This window comes from Synechococcus sp. M16.1, from assembly GCF_014279895.1.
GTDB lineage: Bacteria > Cyanobacteriota > Cyanobacteriia > PCC-6307 > Cyanobiaceae > Parasynechococcus.
On the sequence record NZ_CP047954.1, the window covers coordinates 91,572 to 106,219 of the forward strand.

At 60.5% G+C, this 14,648-nt stretch carries 13 protein-coding genes; 4 read left to right on the top strand and 9 right to left on the bottom strand.

Going from position 1 to position 14,648, the window contains the following annotated elements; translation table 11 throughout:
* Positions 1-65 precede the first annotated feature (65 nt).
* From SynM161_RS00455 to SynM161_RS00465, 3 genes are read left to right on the top strand one after another with little or no spacing between them, the layout of a single operon-like run.
* A complete protein-coding gene (locus SynM161_RS00455) occupies positions 66-1,328 on the top strand; it encodes a glycosyltransferase family 2 protein (protein WP_255441823.1) in 1,263 nt (420 codons plus the stop codon).
* Positions 1,325-2,257: a glycosyltransferase family 2 protein gene (locus SynM161_RS00460; RefSeq protein WP_186541650.1), complete on the top strand. Its 933-nt coding sequence runs from the start codon at positions 1,325-1,327 to the stop codon at positions 2,255-2,257. The genes SynM161_RS00455 and SynM161_RS00460 overlap by 4 nt, the downstream gene beginning before the upstream one ends.
* Positions 2,254-4,161 carry a glycosyltransferase family 2 protein gene (locus SynM161_RS00465; RefSeq protein WP_186541651.1) on the top strand — a complete coding sequence of 636 codons (1,908 nt, stop codon included), beginning with the start codon at positions 2,254-2,256 and terminating at the stop codon, positions 4,159-4,161. The genes SynM161_RS00460 and SynM161_RS00465 overlap by 4 nt, the downstream gene beginning before the upstream one ends.
* Here SynM161_RS00465 and SynM161_RS00470 read toward each other — a convergent pair.
* The 7 genes from SynM161_RS00470 to SynM161_RS00500 are packed head-to-tail and all read right to left on the bottom strand — an operon-like array spanning position 4,158 to position 12,135.
* Positions 4,158-6,785, bottom strand: coding sequence for a glycosyltransferase (locus tag SynM161_RS00470; RefSeq protein ID WP_186541652.1), 2,628 nt, complete (start codon positions 6,783-6,785; stop codon positions 4,158-4,160). The genes SynM161_RS00465 and SynM161_RS00470 overlap by 4 nt on opposite strands.
* A complete protein-coding gene (locus SynM161_RS00475; RefSeq protein ID WP_186541653.1) occupies positions 6,782-7,894 on the bottom strand; it encodes a hypothetical protein in 1,113 nt (370 codons plus the stop codon). Before SynM161_RS00475 ends, SynM161_RS00470 begins: the two co-directional genes overlap by 4 nt.
* A 10-nt stretch (positions 7,895-7,904) precedes the next feature.
* Positions 7,905-8,066, bottom strand: a complete 162-nt coding sequence (locus SynM161_RS00480; RefSeq protein ID WP_186541654.1) for a DUF5989 family protein — start codon at positions 8,064-8,066, stop codon at positions 7,905-7,907.
* 18 nt (positions 8,067-8,084) lie between these two features.
* A complete protein-coding gene (locus SynM161_RS00485; RefSeq protein ID WP_222930178.1) occupies positions 8,085-8,492 on the bottom strand; it encodes an SxtJ family membrane protein in 408 nt (135 codons plus the stop codon).
* Between the two features lie 5 nt (positions 8,493-8,497).
* Positions 8,498-10,339 (bottom strand): carbamoyltransferase, encoded by a 1,842-nt coding sequence (locus tag SynM161_RS00490; protein WP_186541655.1) that lies wholly within the window; start codon positions 10,337-10,339, stop codon positions 8,498-8,500.
* A 43-nt stretch (positions 10,340-10,382) separates the two neighbouring features.
* Positions 10,383-11,123 (bottom strand): serine O-acetyltransferase, encoded by a 741-nt coding sequence (cysE, locus tag SynM161_RS00495; protein ID WP_186541656.1) that lies wholly within the window; start codon positions 11,121-11,123, stop codon positions 10,383-10,385.
* A gap of 10 nt (positions 11,124-11,133) precedes the next feature.
* Positions 11,134-12,135, bottom strand: a complete 1,002-nt coding sequence (locus SynM161_RS00500; RefSeq protein WP_038556721.1) for a GntR family transcriptional regulator — start codon at positions 12,133-12,135, stop codon at positions 11,134-11,136.
* Positions 12,136-12,220: 85 nt separating this feature from the next.
* Between SynM161_RS00500 and SynM161_RS00505 the strand changes: the two genes are divergently transcribed.
* Positions 12,221-12,982, top strand: a complete 762-nt coding sequence (locus SynM161_RS00505) for a dienelactone hydrolase family protein (protein WP_370593085.1) — start codon at positions 12,221-12,223, stop codon at positions 12,980-12,982.
* Here SynM161_RS00505 and infC read toward each other — a convergent pair.
* Entirely contained in the window at positions 12,979-13,632 is a 654-nt protein-coding gene (gene infC / locus SynM161_RS00510) for a translation initiation factor IF-3 (RefSeq protein ID WP_115081445.1), read from the bottom strand. The two genes, SynM161_RS00505 and infC, sit on opposite strands and share 4 nt — an antisense overlap.
* A 57-nt stretch (positions 13,633-13,689) precedes the next feature.
* Positions 13,690-14,589, bottom strand: a complete 900-nt coding sequence (gene miaA, locus SynM161_RS00515; protein ID WP_186541657.1) for a tRNA (adenosine(37)-N6)-dimethylallyltransferase MiaA — start codon at positions 14,587-14,589, stop codon at positions 13,690-13,692.
* Positions 14,590-14,648 lie beyond the last annotated feature (59 nt).

Here is a 14,648-nt window from a genome sequence, read left to right on the forward strand (position 1 = left end):
AGCCTTGTCAAACACGGGTCATTCTTATAGGAGGATCGCTACTCAGGCACAAGCTCGGGAGCTGGATGAAGACGCGCTCGTCACTGCTTTGGATCAGCCTGAGCCTTGACGTTGTGGGGTTGGTGCTCGCAGCTCTCCTGGCGACGCAGTTCCTGCATCACAGCCCCGCGCTGGTGCTTAGTGCCGATGGCATGGCCTTCGGGTTGGGGTTTGTGCTGTTGGCCTGGTTTTTTGGGGGTTACTCCTTCTTGCGCTGGCCCTGGATGCCATTCCGGCATCTGGTACAGCGCTGGTTGCTGGTGGTGGGCAGTGCCCTGCTCCTTGCGGTCCTGGCGGGTTGGCTGCTCAATGTCCCCGTCACGGCGGTTTGGTTTCACCGCAGCACGCTGCTGATCCTGGGCCTGGCGCTTGGTTGCTGGGGGGTGTTGATGCGCTGCTGGCTGCATCCGTTGGCCCGGCGTCAAGCCGCCTTGGCCTCGGCGCGATCCCCGGTGGCACAACAGATGTCCAGGGCTGACCTGTCCGTGCCCCAAGCGTCGGCCACGGCTCAGCGCCAACTGCTGCTGCTGTTGGTGGCGTATCACCCGTCCCCTCTGGAGGTGGAGCAACTGCAGGATTGCCTGGCAAAGCTGCCGCCTGAGGTGGGCTATGCCGTGGTGGTGAACGACCATCAGCCGGGGGAACCGGTGAATCAGCTCGCGGCCGCAGCCGACCTGTTCCTCGCCAATCCCGACAACCCTGGCTACGGCCGTGCAGTGAACCGGTTGGTGGTGAGCCTGGGGCCGTTGCCCCCCTACATCGGGGTGCTGAACACCGATCTTTCCTGGGAGCCCGGCAGCTTTGAGCAGTTGCTGGCCTGGCTGCAACGGCATCCGCAGGTGAGCCTGGCGGTGCCGCAGATCCTCGATGAGCAGGGCACCCCTCAGAAGCTTTGCAAACACCACCCCACAGTGCTGGGACTGTTCAGCCGACGCTTCCTGCCCAATGGGCTCAAGCCCGGTTGGCTGAAGCGCTATGACCGCTGGTATGTGATGGCGGATCAGAACTACGAGGAGGTGTTTGAAGCGCCCTACCTGAGCGGTTGTTGCATGCTGATCCGCAGCGAGGCGTTCCGCCGCGCCGGTGGTTTCGATGAGCGCTACTTCCTCTACTTAGAAGACGCCGACCTCACCCGCAGCCTGGCCCGTGATGGCCGTTGCGTGCACCTGCCGGTTGCATCTGTCGTTCATGGCTGGGGCCGGGGCAACTACCGCAACCTTGGGCTGATGGCCGTGAACCTCACCAGTGCTTGGCACTACTTCCGCAAGTGGGGCTGGGCGCTCTGGTGATTGAGGTTGTTCTCCCCACATTTAACGGTGCTGCTTATCTCGCAGAGCAGGTGGCTTCAATTCACCAGCAGACGCTCCGGCCCCAACGCTTGCTGGTGCGTGATGACGGCTCTTCCGATGGCACGCAGGCCCTACTGGCGGAGCTCCAGCAGAACTACGGAGCCTGGTTTCATCTGCTTCCTTCTGAGAACAACCTTGGTTGCAGCGCCAATGTGAACCGGCTCCTCGAGGCGACAGAAGCGCCTTATGTGGCCTTGGCGGATCAAGACGACGTATGGCTACCTCACAAATTGGAGGCTTCCTTTGCCTTGTTGCAGCAAGTGGAGCGGCGCCATGGAATTGAACAGCCGCTGTTGGTTCACAGTGACCTCACGTTGATCGACGTTGATGGGCACGCACTCGGATGCACTTATCTGCAGCGTCAGCGATTGGATCCGCTGCGGACGTCCCCCGAGCATCTGCTGTTCACCAATGTGGTGACGGGGTGCACTGTGCTCCTCAACCGCGCACTCCTGAACCAGGCTTTGCCGATTCCAGCTGAAGCGTTGATGCACGACTGGTGGTTGGCTCTGGTGGCCAGTCATCTGGGTCAAATCACATTCCTCTCAGACCCAACAGTTCTTTACCGCCAGCATGGCGCCAATGTGCTGGGTGCTCAGGGCCTGGGGCTCAGCTACTGGGTGCAACGAGCCAAAAAGTTGTTGGCTGATCCTTCAGCCGGCGGCCACACGCGAGCAGCCATACGACAGGCGGACTACTTTGAACAGCGCTATGGCCAGCGGCTGTCTGCCTTGCCGGCTCTCTTGCAGCTGCCACGCAGACGCCGATGGTTGGCGTTGTTGAAGCTTTCTGATCAGCAACGCCCGAGCAAGCACGGGCCGTTGCGAACGCTGGGGTTATACGGTCTGCTGGCTTGGTTGCCCCGATGAAGGTCCGTTCCCTGCTCCGCCGCTTGCGCACTTCCGCTCAGGTGCTGCGTAGGGAACCAGGGGCTGTTCTGCGTTTGCCGCGGTTTGTTTGGCGCACCTTAAAGGAAGGGCCACGGGCCAGCCTGGATCGTTTGCGCCGCCTCAGCGATCCGCTGCGTTTTTCGGTGGATTACGAGGCTTGGCTCTCCGAATTTGGCACCACGGATTTGGAGAAGGAGGCCATGCAGGCCTGGGCCGAGGCTTTGGCCGAACCTGCTCAGATCGCTGTGCTGATGCCAGTCTTCAACCCCAAGCCCGAGTGGTTGCAGGCGGCGATCGCCTCGGTTCAAGCGCAGCTTTACCCCCATTGGCAGCTCTGCATCGCCGACGACTGCTCCACAGATCCCCGCATCCGCCCGCTGCTGGAAGCGGCCATGGCAGCTGATTCCCGCATCCAGGTGGTGTTCCGGGAGCGAAATGGGCACATCTGCGCCAGTTCCAACAGCGCTTTGGAGCTGGTGCAAGCGCCCTGGCTCGCCTTGCTGGATCACGATGATCTTCTGCCCGATGATGCCTTGATTTGGGTAGCGCAGGCCATCAAGGCCCATCCGGAGGCGCGGCTGTTTTATTCCGATGAAGACAAGATCAGTCCGGATGAGAAGCGGTTTGACCCCTACTTCAAGGGGGACTGGAATCCCCTGCTGATGCAGGCCCAGAACACCTTTTCCCATCTCGGCATCTACAGCACCGCACTGGTGCGGTCTGTGGGTGGCTTTCGTGAGGGGTTTGAGGGCTCACAAGACCACGACTTGGTGTTGCGTTGCAGTGAGCGTTTGCGCCGTGATCAGATCGTGCACATTCCGCGGGTGCTCTACCACTGGCGTGTGCATCCCGAAAGCACGGCAGGGGGTGCTCAGGCCAAGCCGTACACGGTGAAAGCCGCGGAGCGTGCCATCACTGAACATCTTCAGCGTCAGCAGCTGCCCTTGCAGGCCGTGGGCTGGAGTCCGCTTGGATTCAGAGTTGAGCTAGCGCTGCCGGAGACCGCCCCGCGGGTCAGCGTGATCATTCCCACGCGCAATGGTCTGGAGGTTCTCGAGCCTTGTCTTAACAGCTTGCTTCGCATCACCCGCTACCCCGATCTTGAAGTGCTGGTGGTGGACAACGGCTCCGATGATCCAGCCACGCTGCGCTTCCTGGCAGGGCTGGAGCAGCAGGGCAAGATCCGCGTGCTGCGTGACCCCAGCCCGTTCAACTTCTCAGCGCTCAACAACAAAGCCGTGGAGCAAGCCACGGGCGCGTTGATCTGTCTGCTCAACAACGACATTGAGGTGGTTGAGCCTGACTGGCTCGAAGCCCTGGTGGTTCAGGCGTTGAGACCCGGCGTGGGTGCGGTGGGTGCACGTCTGCTCTACCCCGATCGCACTCTGCAACACGCGGGTGTGTTGCTTGGTGTGGGAGGTGTCGCCAACCATGCTCACCTCGGCTGGCCTGGCGAGCATCCGGGCTATTTCTCCAGAGCGCAGTTGAACCAAGAGATGGCGGCTGTGACTGGCGCTTGCCTTGTGGTGCGCAGGGAGCACTACTTGAAAGTGGGCGGTCTCGATGCCATGCATCTCAAGGTGGCGTTCAACGATGTCGACTTCTGCTTGAAGCTTCGCGAGATCGGTCTCTACAACGTTTATGTCGGTGCCGCCAAGCTCATCCATCACGAGTCGGTGAGTCGTGGCCAGGATTTGAGCCCTGAGAAAGCTGCTCGCTTTGTATCAGAAGTGACTTGGATGCAGCAGCGCTGGGGTGAACAACTGCAGGCCGATCCGGCTTACAACCCCAATCTGAGTTTGGATCATCCTGATTTCCAACTTTCCTGGCCGCCGCGCTTGCAGCGCTTTCCTCTGCCGGGGCAAGAAACTCAGAAAACCTAATTTTTCGCTGCCGGCCAGATTGCCTGGTCATGGCATTGCGGCAAATCGAGCCAAGGATGCCGGGACTGCAACAGGCGACTCAGGCGACGTTCTTGTTTTGTGGTGCTCTCCGCACGCATGGAGCGGTCGTGGCTGGTGTAAGTGGCCAGCACCTGGGGGCAGAGCAGTCCGTGCCAACCGTGGTCGATCAACGAGCACCAGAAGTCGAAGTCCTCCCAGCCACCGGGGATATGTGTGTAGCCGTCGACGGACTTCCATGCTTCACGCCTGATCAGGGCCATGGCATCGATGTAATTGCCCCCTCGGAAGAGCTGTTGCTGCCATGGTGCGTCACTCACCAGCACCCGCGAATCACTACTCCCCGCCTCAGGCTGTACACGCACCAGGCTGTGAATCACTGCGCAGTTTGTGTCGCTTTGCTGGGCGAGTTGATTGCAATGCTCCAGCGCCAGGGGATCCAGCTGATTGTCAGCATCCAGCACAAAGCACCAGGGGCTTGTGGCTTCTCGGAAAGCCGTGTTGCGCGCAGAGGCCAGGCCGCCGTTGGTTGCGTGCTGCAGCAGGAGGCAGCGACCCATGAACTGATGATGCTCTTGCATCCATAACCGCACCACCTGGGCGCTGTTATCACTCGAGGCGTCGTCCACAACGATGAGCTCGATGGAGGACGCGCATGTTTGTGTCAGCACACTGTTGAGAGCGTCCAGAATTCGGGTTTCGTAGTTATGGAGGCTGATGCACACGCTCAGTCCATTGGCCCTTTGAGCGCTTCCCTGGTCGAACAGCACCCTGATTTCCGGCTCAGGAGTGTGGCAAGGCTCTGGAGGGGGGCAGCCGTGGCGGTACCACTGCAGTTCGTCCAGCAATTCATCAGCGCCGATGGGCTGGTTAACAATCAGGACGGGCGTCTTCTTCTTGGGGTTCTGGAGCAGCGCTTGCCATCCCGGCAACCGCTCTTTTCCCTGATGCCCCTGCACATCCACAAGTCCCACTTCAAGCTCCAGGCACCCTTGAAGCCACTGAGCGATCAGACGCGCTGTTTGTGAATCCTCAATGGGGAGAGCATGGAACCCTGGAATTCCGAGCAGGGGGCGTTGCAGGTTGCGGGTCAGTGCAGGTCCGGCATCTCCAAGGCAAAGGGTTGTGCCGATAGCGGCGAGATCTTGCGGGGCAGGCAGTCCTAGTTTTGAAGCACAGTCCTTCCACGTCTCACTGGTGGGGAGGAGGTAGTTGTTCGGCGTTGCTTGAGGCTTCAGCCAGGAGGCGTTGATCCCAAACTGCCGCAGCAGCCTGACACGATCATGATCGGGATCCCAAACACGCTCCAGCAGGGCTAGCTGCTGGAGCGTGGGGACTTCTCCTGGGCCGGGACAAACGTCCTTCAGGTTGATTGCGATCGGGCTAGCCCCGTGGCAGCCCAGGGGCACGATTTCGAGTGCTGCGTTGACCTTGCTCTCAAGCGGGCAGTGCTGGATCCAGGCGTGGGAGGCCCACTGATTCGGGCCTCCCCCACGCACTTGGATTTTGATCTTGTCGTCGCCTGGATTCCAGGGTTCAGCCACTGGAACAGGGCCGGCAAGAGTGGCGAATTTCTCCAGCTCAAAGTTGCGGAATCCCTGCTCCTCCCAGAACTGCAGTTGGTGCTCCGCAGCGGGACCCTGACTGCCGCACATCACCTCTGCGAGGTACCCCCATGGATGGTCTGCAACCCGATTGCACGGTGGTCGGCCAATCCATGTTTTCAGTTTGCGTTTGAAGCGGCTGCGTCGGCGTGGCAAGGGTGCCTGAGCCGGCAGCTCAGGTTGCTGCTGCATCCATCGTTCGAGTCGTTGACGCGCGGCTGGTTGTCGCTCCACTGGCTGCATGGCCAGTTGCTGCAGCTGGTGATGCATCTTTTGAATTGGGCTGGCCAGGGGTGTGGTCAGCGGCCCCTCGTGGCTGCGGCGGTGCTGGGGTTTCACGCAGTCCAGCGCTTGGCGCCGTAGCTCTTCGGAGGCTTCTGGCGCCAAGTTGTACAGCTGCTGTAGTGCCGTACCAGGGTTGAACCAGTGGCTGTAGCTCACCACCTGCAGCGGCAGCTCTGCGCCATCGCGAAGCACCTGGGCGTTGTGGTGCCACCACAGGCGCTGGGCCCGCCATCCATCCATCCCGGTCACGGCTTGATCCCGTCGCACCAGAGACACCATCACTTCAGCAGGATCGCGGACGGCCAGCAGCAGTTGCAGAGGGATCTTCAGCGTCAGGCAGGCTTGCTTCCAAAGCGGCAGCAGTAGGCTGCTGCGGGGATCCTTGATCGCCCAGGGACCCTGCTGCCGCTCGGCTTCCACCTGCAACAGCGCGATCAGATCCCTTAGAGCCATCTGTCCAGGCTTGCTGGTCAGCCAGTTCTTGGGCAGGGGTTCCATCCCCCGCGGTGAGGGCCACCAGCGCTCGAGATCAATCAGCAGCTGCTCCTGCAGGGCGGTGATGTCGGCGCGTTCGAAATAGCCCTCTGGATTGTGGGTGTCACCGGCAATCAACGGACCCGGCATGGCGATGCCGCAGGCCGGCAACAGTGATCCCAGCAGCGAGGTGCCGCTGCGATGCATGCCAACAATCAGGGTGAGCGGTGGTCGCTGGCTCATGGGGTCGTCAGCTGTTCGGCAATAGCTGCGGCCCAGTGGGTGGTGCTGAGCGGGCCGGGATGGTTGTCAAACGGTTCGAGGTTGTCGTTGATCCAGAGGTTGCTCTTCCCCCTGAGATCCAAGACGGCCACGCCGCGTTGGCGATAGTGGGCGATCACAACGCTGTCGTCGCTGCCGCGCAACCACAGCACCATGGGAGTGGCGTCCAGTGCCTCCACTTCTTGCAGGAGGGCATTGACCAAGGCGATCGTGACTTTGCGCTGGTGCGTCCCGTCGGGATCCGGGCCTGAATGGTCTTGGAAGAGGCGAATCTGGGAAATTTTCAGCTCCCCGTTGAGAAGCTCAGCACGCGGATGGGTGTAAGCCTGGGCGAGCTCAGGTTGGCGTTGAAGCTGTTGTTGGAAGCTTCCGCAGCGTGGGTTGAAGGTTTTGAGGCGCGAGGGGGCCGCCACATTGCGTTTGAGGTAGTAGTCGGCATGGCCAAGCAGCACATGGCCGCCCCTGAGTTGTTCGCGCACCACTGGCGGAATCAGGCTTTGTGTGCTGTTGGCGTCGCGCAGGGTCAGCCACTGATGCACGGTGCCGAACCCGCCCCCGGCGTAATTGGAAACGGGGCGGTTGGGCAACAAACCTTGCAGTTGCCAAGCCAAGGAGGCGTTGTCGGAGAGTCCCGCCCCAAAAATGAAGCTATCGCCCAACAGCAAGACAGCGGGTTCGGAAAGGTTGTTTGCTGTTGCTGGGCGGCTGAGTCGTTCGCCTTGGGGCCCTGTGGTGATCGACCATTGATAGCTGTTGACTGTGCCCTGAATACCTTGGCGCTCGATGGGGTTTGGCAGTTGAATCGTGGCGGTGTGTCTGCTGTTGGGCTGATACCAGTACCCCAAGGTGGGATGGGGTCTGTAGGGCGTGTTGGGAGACCAGCTGGTTTGTCGGCTACAGCTTTGGGATGAATCAAGCGTTGTGGACGGAATCGAGCGCTTCAAGCGCCGTGCCAGTCGGACCACGGCCAGCGGTTCCCCATCCCGTTGGGCCACGAGAGCCGCCATTACCTCTGCCAAGGCAAGCAAGCCGGCTAACACCAGCAGGTTGGTGACCAGCAGTTTGCGCATTAGGGCTGAGTTAAAACAAGCTGTAAATGAATGGGGCCACGACGGTGCCCTGCGTGAACACGAGCAGTGCACCCATCAGCACCAACGTGATGATCAAGGGCGCGAGCCAATATTTCTGACGTGCCTTCATGAATGCCCACAGATCAGAGAGCAGATCGAGTAGGTCACGCATGGGTCAGGGCGACCGTGTTTAAAAGGGTCGTTCGAGGTTAACTGTCTTGTCGGTGCAGCTTTCGCGGTAGCTGTCGAATGCGGGCTTAAAGGATCGCCGCAGGGGGTCGTGCCCCAGCAGGCGCATGGTGATGGCGATTGGCTGCAACACCACCAGATAGATCAAGCCCAAAATCAGATGACTGTTGATCCAACCCAGGCCGTGGCCCAGCAGCATCCACAATTTGTAGGGCTGCTGCAACCGTTTGGGCACGATCAATCCCATGGCGACAAACAGGCTGCCGAGGAGGATGGGCCAGGTGGGTGACACTGTTTGATGCAGCCAGGGCCAGATCAGGCTGAACATCAAGGGCAGCAACAGTCCAAGCGTGAGCCCGAAATGGCGCAACTGCTGCTTCGTGGCTGGGGGAATGGTGGGAAGCGACATCACGATCAATCCAGTTCGAAATTTTGCATCCAGGTTTTGTCAGATTGCGATGCTTTGGGTTGCTCTTCTTTCAGAAGAATCTGGTTTTCCAACACCAACACATCCATTTCAGTGCGCATGAAACAGCGATAAGCGTCCTCTGGAGTGCAGACGATTGGTTCGCCCCGCACATTGAAACTGGTGTTCACAAGTGTGGGGCAACCTGTGCGTGCGTGAAAGGCAGATAGCAAGCCATGAAATCTTGGATTTGTTTCGGCATGAACGGTTTGTACGCGTGCTGAATAGTCCACGTGAGTTACCGCAGGGAGTGATGAGCGCGGCACATTCAGTTTGTCGATGCCGAACAGCTGATCTTGCTCTTGGGTCATTGGGGTACACAGTTCTTTTTTGACCGGTGCGACGATCAACATGTATGGGCTGCTTTGGTCAAGTTCGAACTGGTTTTGCACATGATCAGCCAACACCGCTGGTGCAAAAGGCCTGAAGCTTTCGCGGTATTTGATTTTTAAATTCATCACGCTTTGCATGTCCTGATTGCGTGGATCCCCCAGGATTGACCGGGCTCCTAGCGATCGAGGCCCAAATTCCATGCGCCCGTTGAACCAGCCAACCACCTTCCCTTCATCGAGAAGTGTCGCAACTGAGTTGAACAGTTGTTCATCATTTTGTGATTGGAATGGGATGTTTTGGCTTTCTAGGTAACTGCAGATGTCTTGATTGCTAAATGCTGGCCCCAAGTAAGTGCCGTGCATGGCATCTCTTGAGTTGGGTGTGCGTGTTTGATTGAAGTGCTGGTGCCAGGTCACCAACGCGGCGCCAAGGGCTGATCCAGCGTCGCCGCTGGCTGGCTGGATCCAAATGTTGTCGAAGGGGCCCTCGCGTAGCAGTCTGCCGTTGGCCACGCAATTCAAGGCAACGCCGCCAGCCAAGCACAAATTTTTGGCACCAGTTTCTTCGTGAAGGCTGCGAGCCAGGGCGAGCACGATGTCTTCGGTGACGACCTGAATGGAGGCGGCCAGATCCATATGGAATGGCTTGAGATCGCTCTCAGGGTCGCGCGGCGGTTGACCGAACAACGCGTGGAAGCGTTGGCTGGTCATTCGAAAACCACGATGGAATTTAAAAAATTTAAGATTGAGCCTAAAGGTTCCGTCGTTCTTGATATCGATCAAATTATTTTTGATTGTTTCGACATATTTGGGTTCGCCGTAGGGGGCTAAGCCCATTAATTTGTATTCCCCAGAATTCACCTTGAAGCCGCAATAAAAGGTGAACGCTGAATAAAGCAGGCCGAGGGAGTGGGGGAAGGAGAGTTCCCAAATCGGCTTTATCTCATTGCCTGTGCCCATCCAAGCTGAGGTGGTTGCCCATTCCCCAACGCCGTCCATGCAGAGCACCGCTGAGGATGCAAAGGGGCTTGGGAAAAAGGCGGCAGCGGCGTGGGAGAGATGGTGTTCCGAGAACAGCAGTTGGGGAATCGCTTGGCCATCCCCCGCCATGGTCTGCAACTTTTGCTGAATGGTGCGCTTCAGAAAAAGCTTTTCCTTCAGCCAGGTTTGCATCGCGGCCACGAAGGATCGCCCTCCTCTTGGAGATGCACCGATATAGGTCTCCAGCAGGCGCTCAAAGGTGAGTAGCGGCTTCTCGTAGTACGTGACGGCATCCAGGTCGCTGATGCTCAGGCCGGCCTGATCGAGACAGAAGCGGATCGCCTGCTCTGGGAAGCGTGGATCATGCTTGCGACGACTGAAACGTTCTTCTTGTGCTGCGCTGATGATGTTTCCGTCGACCAGCACTGCCGCAGCGCTGTCGTGGTAGTAAGCAGAAATTCCCAGGATTGCCGTCATGACAAACGATTCAGGACTTTTGCTTGTCGCGGAACGTTAACCCTCATGAGTCTCCGAGGAATTCCAGGATTTCTCGATCTTTAAGGTTCTGCGCCTCACCGCGACACACCTCGCGCAGCGCCCGGCCATCTGCCACCTCCCGCAGGCAGCGCTGCAGGTTCCCCACGGTGCTTTCAAGTTCATCAATCCGCTCCATCAGGTTGCGGATCACGTTGGCTTCGGCGTCCGGCAGGGCCGAGTGGGCCAGTGGGTTGATTCGCACGCCACTCTGGTGGATCACCCGGCCGGGGATGCCCACAACGGTGCAGTCGCTTTCCACATCGCGCACCACCACGGAGCCAGCGCCGATGCGGGTGTTGGTGCCGATCGTGATCGCTCCCAGCACCTTGGCCCCTGCGCCCACCACCACATTTTCGGCGAGGGTGGGGTGGCGCTTCCCATGTTCCTTGCCTGTGCCTCCCAGGGTTACCCCTTGGTAGAGCAGGCAACGGTTGCCGATTTCGGCGGTTTCGCCGATCACCACCCCCATGCCGTGGTCGATGAACACGCTGTGGCCGATCCTGGCGCCGGGGTGAATTTCAATGCCGGTGAGGGCACGGCCGACCTGGCTGAGGCAACGGGCCGCCAGCTTCAGCGGCAGGTGGCAGCTCCAAAGCCGATGACTGATGCGGTGCAGGCTGATCGCCTGGAAGCCGGGATAGCAGCACACGATTTCCAGCCAACCGCGAGCAGCAGGATCACGCTCGCGGATGATCGCGAGGTCGGCACGGATGTGATCAAACATCGCAGGGGTGTCAGCTGGCGGCCGCCGGGATCTGCAGGCCGATCTCCTTGCGGAGTAGATCGATCGTATCGGTGCTCAGGTAGCTCTCGGCGCAATGCACCTGGGGCATGCGCATCAGTTGGGAGCGGTTCTGGCGCAGGCTCTGTTCCACCAAGGGCAGGCTCGGTCGATCACAGAGCACGTGGCTCGAGGCCCGCAGCAGGGCCAGCAGGCGGCTGCCCACATCCGGGGTGGCGGTCATCAGCAGCAATTCGTTGCCCCGCATCGAGTGGAGGATCACCTCAGCGGCCCGCAGGATGCCGGGGCTGATGCTCACCAGGCCCACACAGCTGCCGGGGCGCAGTTCCTTCAGCATGGCCAGCTCTTGGCGGAAGTCGTTGAGGTCAACAGCCACCGCCCGAACGCTGTGCTTTTTTGCCAGCTCTTCCACAGGCTGAAGGAAATAGCGGCTGGTCACCACGGTTCCGTTGCTGGAGTTTTCCAGCACGCTCTCCAGCTCCTCCATTGGCACCACTTCGACCGGCACATCCAGGCAGGGTTCCAGTTCCTCGGCGATCAGCATTGAGGCACCGATGTCTTCTCTGGGGGTGCTGACCAGTACGCGGGCGCCACAGCGAAGGCGCCAATCGATCTCCCGGGTTAGCAGTTCCCGGGTCTGCTGAAGGGTGCAGCCGGCATTGAGCAGGCCATCCACACATTTGCGCACTTCCCGGTCGAGATCGGTGACGCCTCGATTGCGTATGTGCGGCGGCGTCTTGATTTCCCGGGGCTTTTGCTGGTCGCGCACGTAGATGCCAGAGCCGGCCATGGCTTCCACCACGCCATCGGTTTCCAGTTGGCGGTATACCTTGCTGATCGTGTTGCGGTGCAATCCCGTTTGCATTGCCAGCTGCCGGGTGCTGGGCAAGCGATGCCCCGGCGGGTAGTGCCGCGCTGCGATGGCGAAGCAGATCTGGTTGTAAAGCTGCGTCGACGCCGGAATGTCGCTTTCCTGTTGGATATGGAATCGCACGCCGGTGGGACAGGTCGGAATGCGGCCACCATACGGAGCGAATTGCCTGGTGACAATTGGGGGTGTGTCCTGTGGGCCTGTGACAATGTCCAGCTTCCCTTCGCCTGGCTGGGTTGAACTTGCCAATGGCGTTGTGCCACTGCGCTGCTGGTGGGCGCTACCGCAGGTCATTATTAACGATATCGAGTCTAAATCGTTAATAAGTCGTGTCTATGTCGTGCTGCCTGAGGTGTTTGGGCTGAATGCCTGGGTGCGTAGCGTGGCGGATCGCTTGGCCGCCCAGGGATATCCAGCCCTGGCAGTGTCGTTGTTCTCCCGTACGGCTCCAGATCTGGAGTTGGCTTACGAGGCCTCCGATCTGGCTGAAGGACGCCGCCATAAGGACGCCACCACCAGCGAGCAGATCGTTGCTGATGTCGCCGCCGCAGTCAGCTGGTTCAGGGCTCGTTACCCGCAGGCCGCCATCCATGTGGTGGGCTTCTGTTTCGGCGGGCATGCCGCTTTTCTTGCGGCCACGCTGCCCGGGGTTGAGCACGCTTTTGATTTTTACGGTGCCGGTGTGAGCCGAATGCGGCCTGGTGGTGGTGAGCCCTCTTTGGCTCTGCTGCCTGAGATCAAGGCGCGGCTCACCTGTGTCTTCGGTATGGCTGATCCGTTGATTCCTCAAGAGGATCGCGAAGCCATAGGGGCCGCCCTAAGCAAGGTCGATACCGCCGGCCATCGCTTGCGCGTTGTGGAGTATGCCGGTGCCGATCACGGCTTCATGTGCGAAGCTCGCAGCGCTTTCCATCCCCAGGCCTCAGCCCAGGGATGGCGCTTGCTGCTGGCTGGCGACCCTGTGGCTTAGCCCTGGGGGCTGGCCACCTTGGCGGCGGTGGGCTTTGGCGGTGCGGGGATGGTGCGCACGGCCTTGTTGGCGGCCTGCTCCTTCTCCTCTTTCTTCACCAGCGGCGTTTTGCGCGGGGTGAGGAACATGATCATGTTGCGGCCCTCCCGCTTGGGCGCCTGCTGGATTTCGGCCTTCTCCTCAAGATCCTTGGCCATCCGCCGCAGCAGCGTTTCCGCCAGCGCCGTGTGCTGAATTTCGCGGCCGCGGAAGATCACGGTGCATTTCACCTTGTCGCCCGCCTTGAGGAAGCGCTGGGCCTGACCGATCCGCACGTCGTAGTCGTGCTGATCGATCTTGTAGCGCATCTTGACCTCTTTGACTTCGGTCTGGTGCGACTTCTTTTTGGCCTCTTTGGCTTTCTTTTCCTGCTCGAACTTGAACTTGCCGTAGTCCATGATCCGGCAGACCGGTGGGTCAGCCTTCTCGCTCACCAGCACCAGATCCAGTTCCCGGTCGCGGGCCACATCGAGGGCTTCTTCGCGGCTGATCACGCCCAGCTGAGCGCCGTCTGAGTCGACCACCCGCAACTGGGGGTAGTTGATCCGGTCGTTGATGTTGGGCAGCTCCCGAACCGGGGCACGACGGTCAAAACGGGGACGTGGGGGCATTCAGGCGGTGACGGGGACAGGTGCAGACAACTTCGCTGAATACAACGTCTGCATCCTTCACCTTAGATGTTGCTCGATCAACGTCATTGCATCCGTCAGCGTTGCCTGGTCGGCTAGCCAGTGGGGGTTGTGCTGACGCCGGAACCAGGTGCGTTGGCGTTTGGCGAACTGGCGGGTGCGTTGGCTGGTGATTCGCACCGCATCTGCAGTGCTCAGGCTGCCGCCGATCACCTGCAGCGCTTCGCCGTAGCCGATGGTCTGCAGCAGCGGCAGATCAGCGCCGTAGCGCTCGCTCAGGCGTCGGGTCTCCTCCACCAGCCCATCGCAGTACAGCTGCTCGGTGCGTTGCTGGATGCGCTGGCGCAGGTTGGCGGGGTTGAGGCCCAGTTCCAGCACCCGCCAGGGCGGAGGCGTTGCTGTGGCCTGGCGGCTTATCGGTTGCCCGGAGGCGTAGAGCACCTCCAGGGCGCGCTGGGTGCGCACCGCATCGGCGGGGGCGATTTTGGCGGCGGCCCTTGGGTCGGCGGCCTGCAGCAGGGGGTGGCAGATGGCCTGGCCCAGGGCCGTCAGCTGCTGACGCAGCTGCGGCTGGGGTGCCACGGCCGGAGGCTGAAGCCCGCTGGTGAGGGCCTTGAGATACAGGCCGCTGCCGCCCACCAGCAAGGCCACGCCCCGCTGCTCCAGAGCGGCGTCGATGCAAGGGGTTGCGATCGCCTGAAACTCCTGGAGGGTGATCGGCTGATCGGGCCTGCGCAGGTCCAGCAGATGGTGCAGCACTCGCGCCTGTTGCTCCGCGGTCGGCTTGGCGGTTCCGATGTCCATCTCCCGATAGAGCTGGCGGGAATCCACGTTGATCACCGGCAGATCAAGCCTTTCGGCGATGTCCAGCGCCAGGGCGGTTTTGCCGCTGGCGGTGGGCCCGAGCAGGGTGATCACCAGGGGGTGGGAGCTGTTCAAAAGGGTGAGGGGGTGCAGCCCGGCGTGGAATGGGCGCTGAGAGGCCTCTGCAAGCCTCT

Coding starts and splice junctions, on each gene's coding strand:
- SynM161_RS00475 (WP_186541653.1), bottom strand. CDS start 7,894: ATGCGCAAACTGCTGGTCACCAACCTGCTGGTGTTAGCCGGCTTGCTT.
- SynM161_RS00480 (WP_186541654.1), bottom strand. CDS start 8,066: ATGCGTGACCTACTCGATCTGCTCTCTGATCTGTGGGCATTCATGAAG.
- SynM161_RS00455 (WP_255441823.1), top strand. CDS start 66: ATGAAGACGCGCTCGTCACTGCTTTGGATCAGCCTGAGCCTTGACGTT.
- infC (WP_115081445.1), bottom strand. CDS start 13,632: ATGCCCCCACGTCCCCGTTTTGACCGTCGTGCCCCGGTTCGGGAGCTG.
- SynM161_RS00465 (WP_186541651.1), top strand. CDS start 2,254: ATGAAGGTCCGTTCCCTGCTCCGCCGCTTGCGCACTTCCGCTCAGGTG.
- SynM161_RS00490 (WP_186541655.1), bottom strand. CDS start 10,339: ATGACGGCAATCCTGGGAATTTCTGCTTACTACCACGACAGCGCTGCG.
- SynM161_RS00470 (WP_186541652.1), bottom strand. CDS start 6,785: ATGAGCCAGCGACCACCGCTCACCCTGATTGTTGGCATGCATCGCAGC.
- cysE (WP_186541656.1), bottom strand. CDS start 11,123: ATGTTTGATCACATCCGTGCCGACCTCGCGATCATCCGCGAGCGTGAT.
- SynM161_RS00485 (WP_222930178.1), bottom strand. CDS start 8,492: ATGTCGCTTCCCACCATTCCCCCAGCCACGAAGCAGCAGTTGCGCCAT.
- SynM161_RS00505 (WP_370593085.1), top strand. CDS start 12,221: ATGTCCAGCTTCCCTTCGCCTGGCTGGGTTGAACTTGCCAATGGCGTT.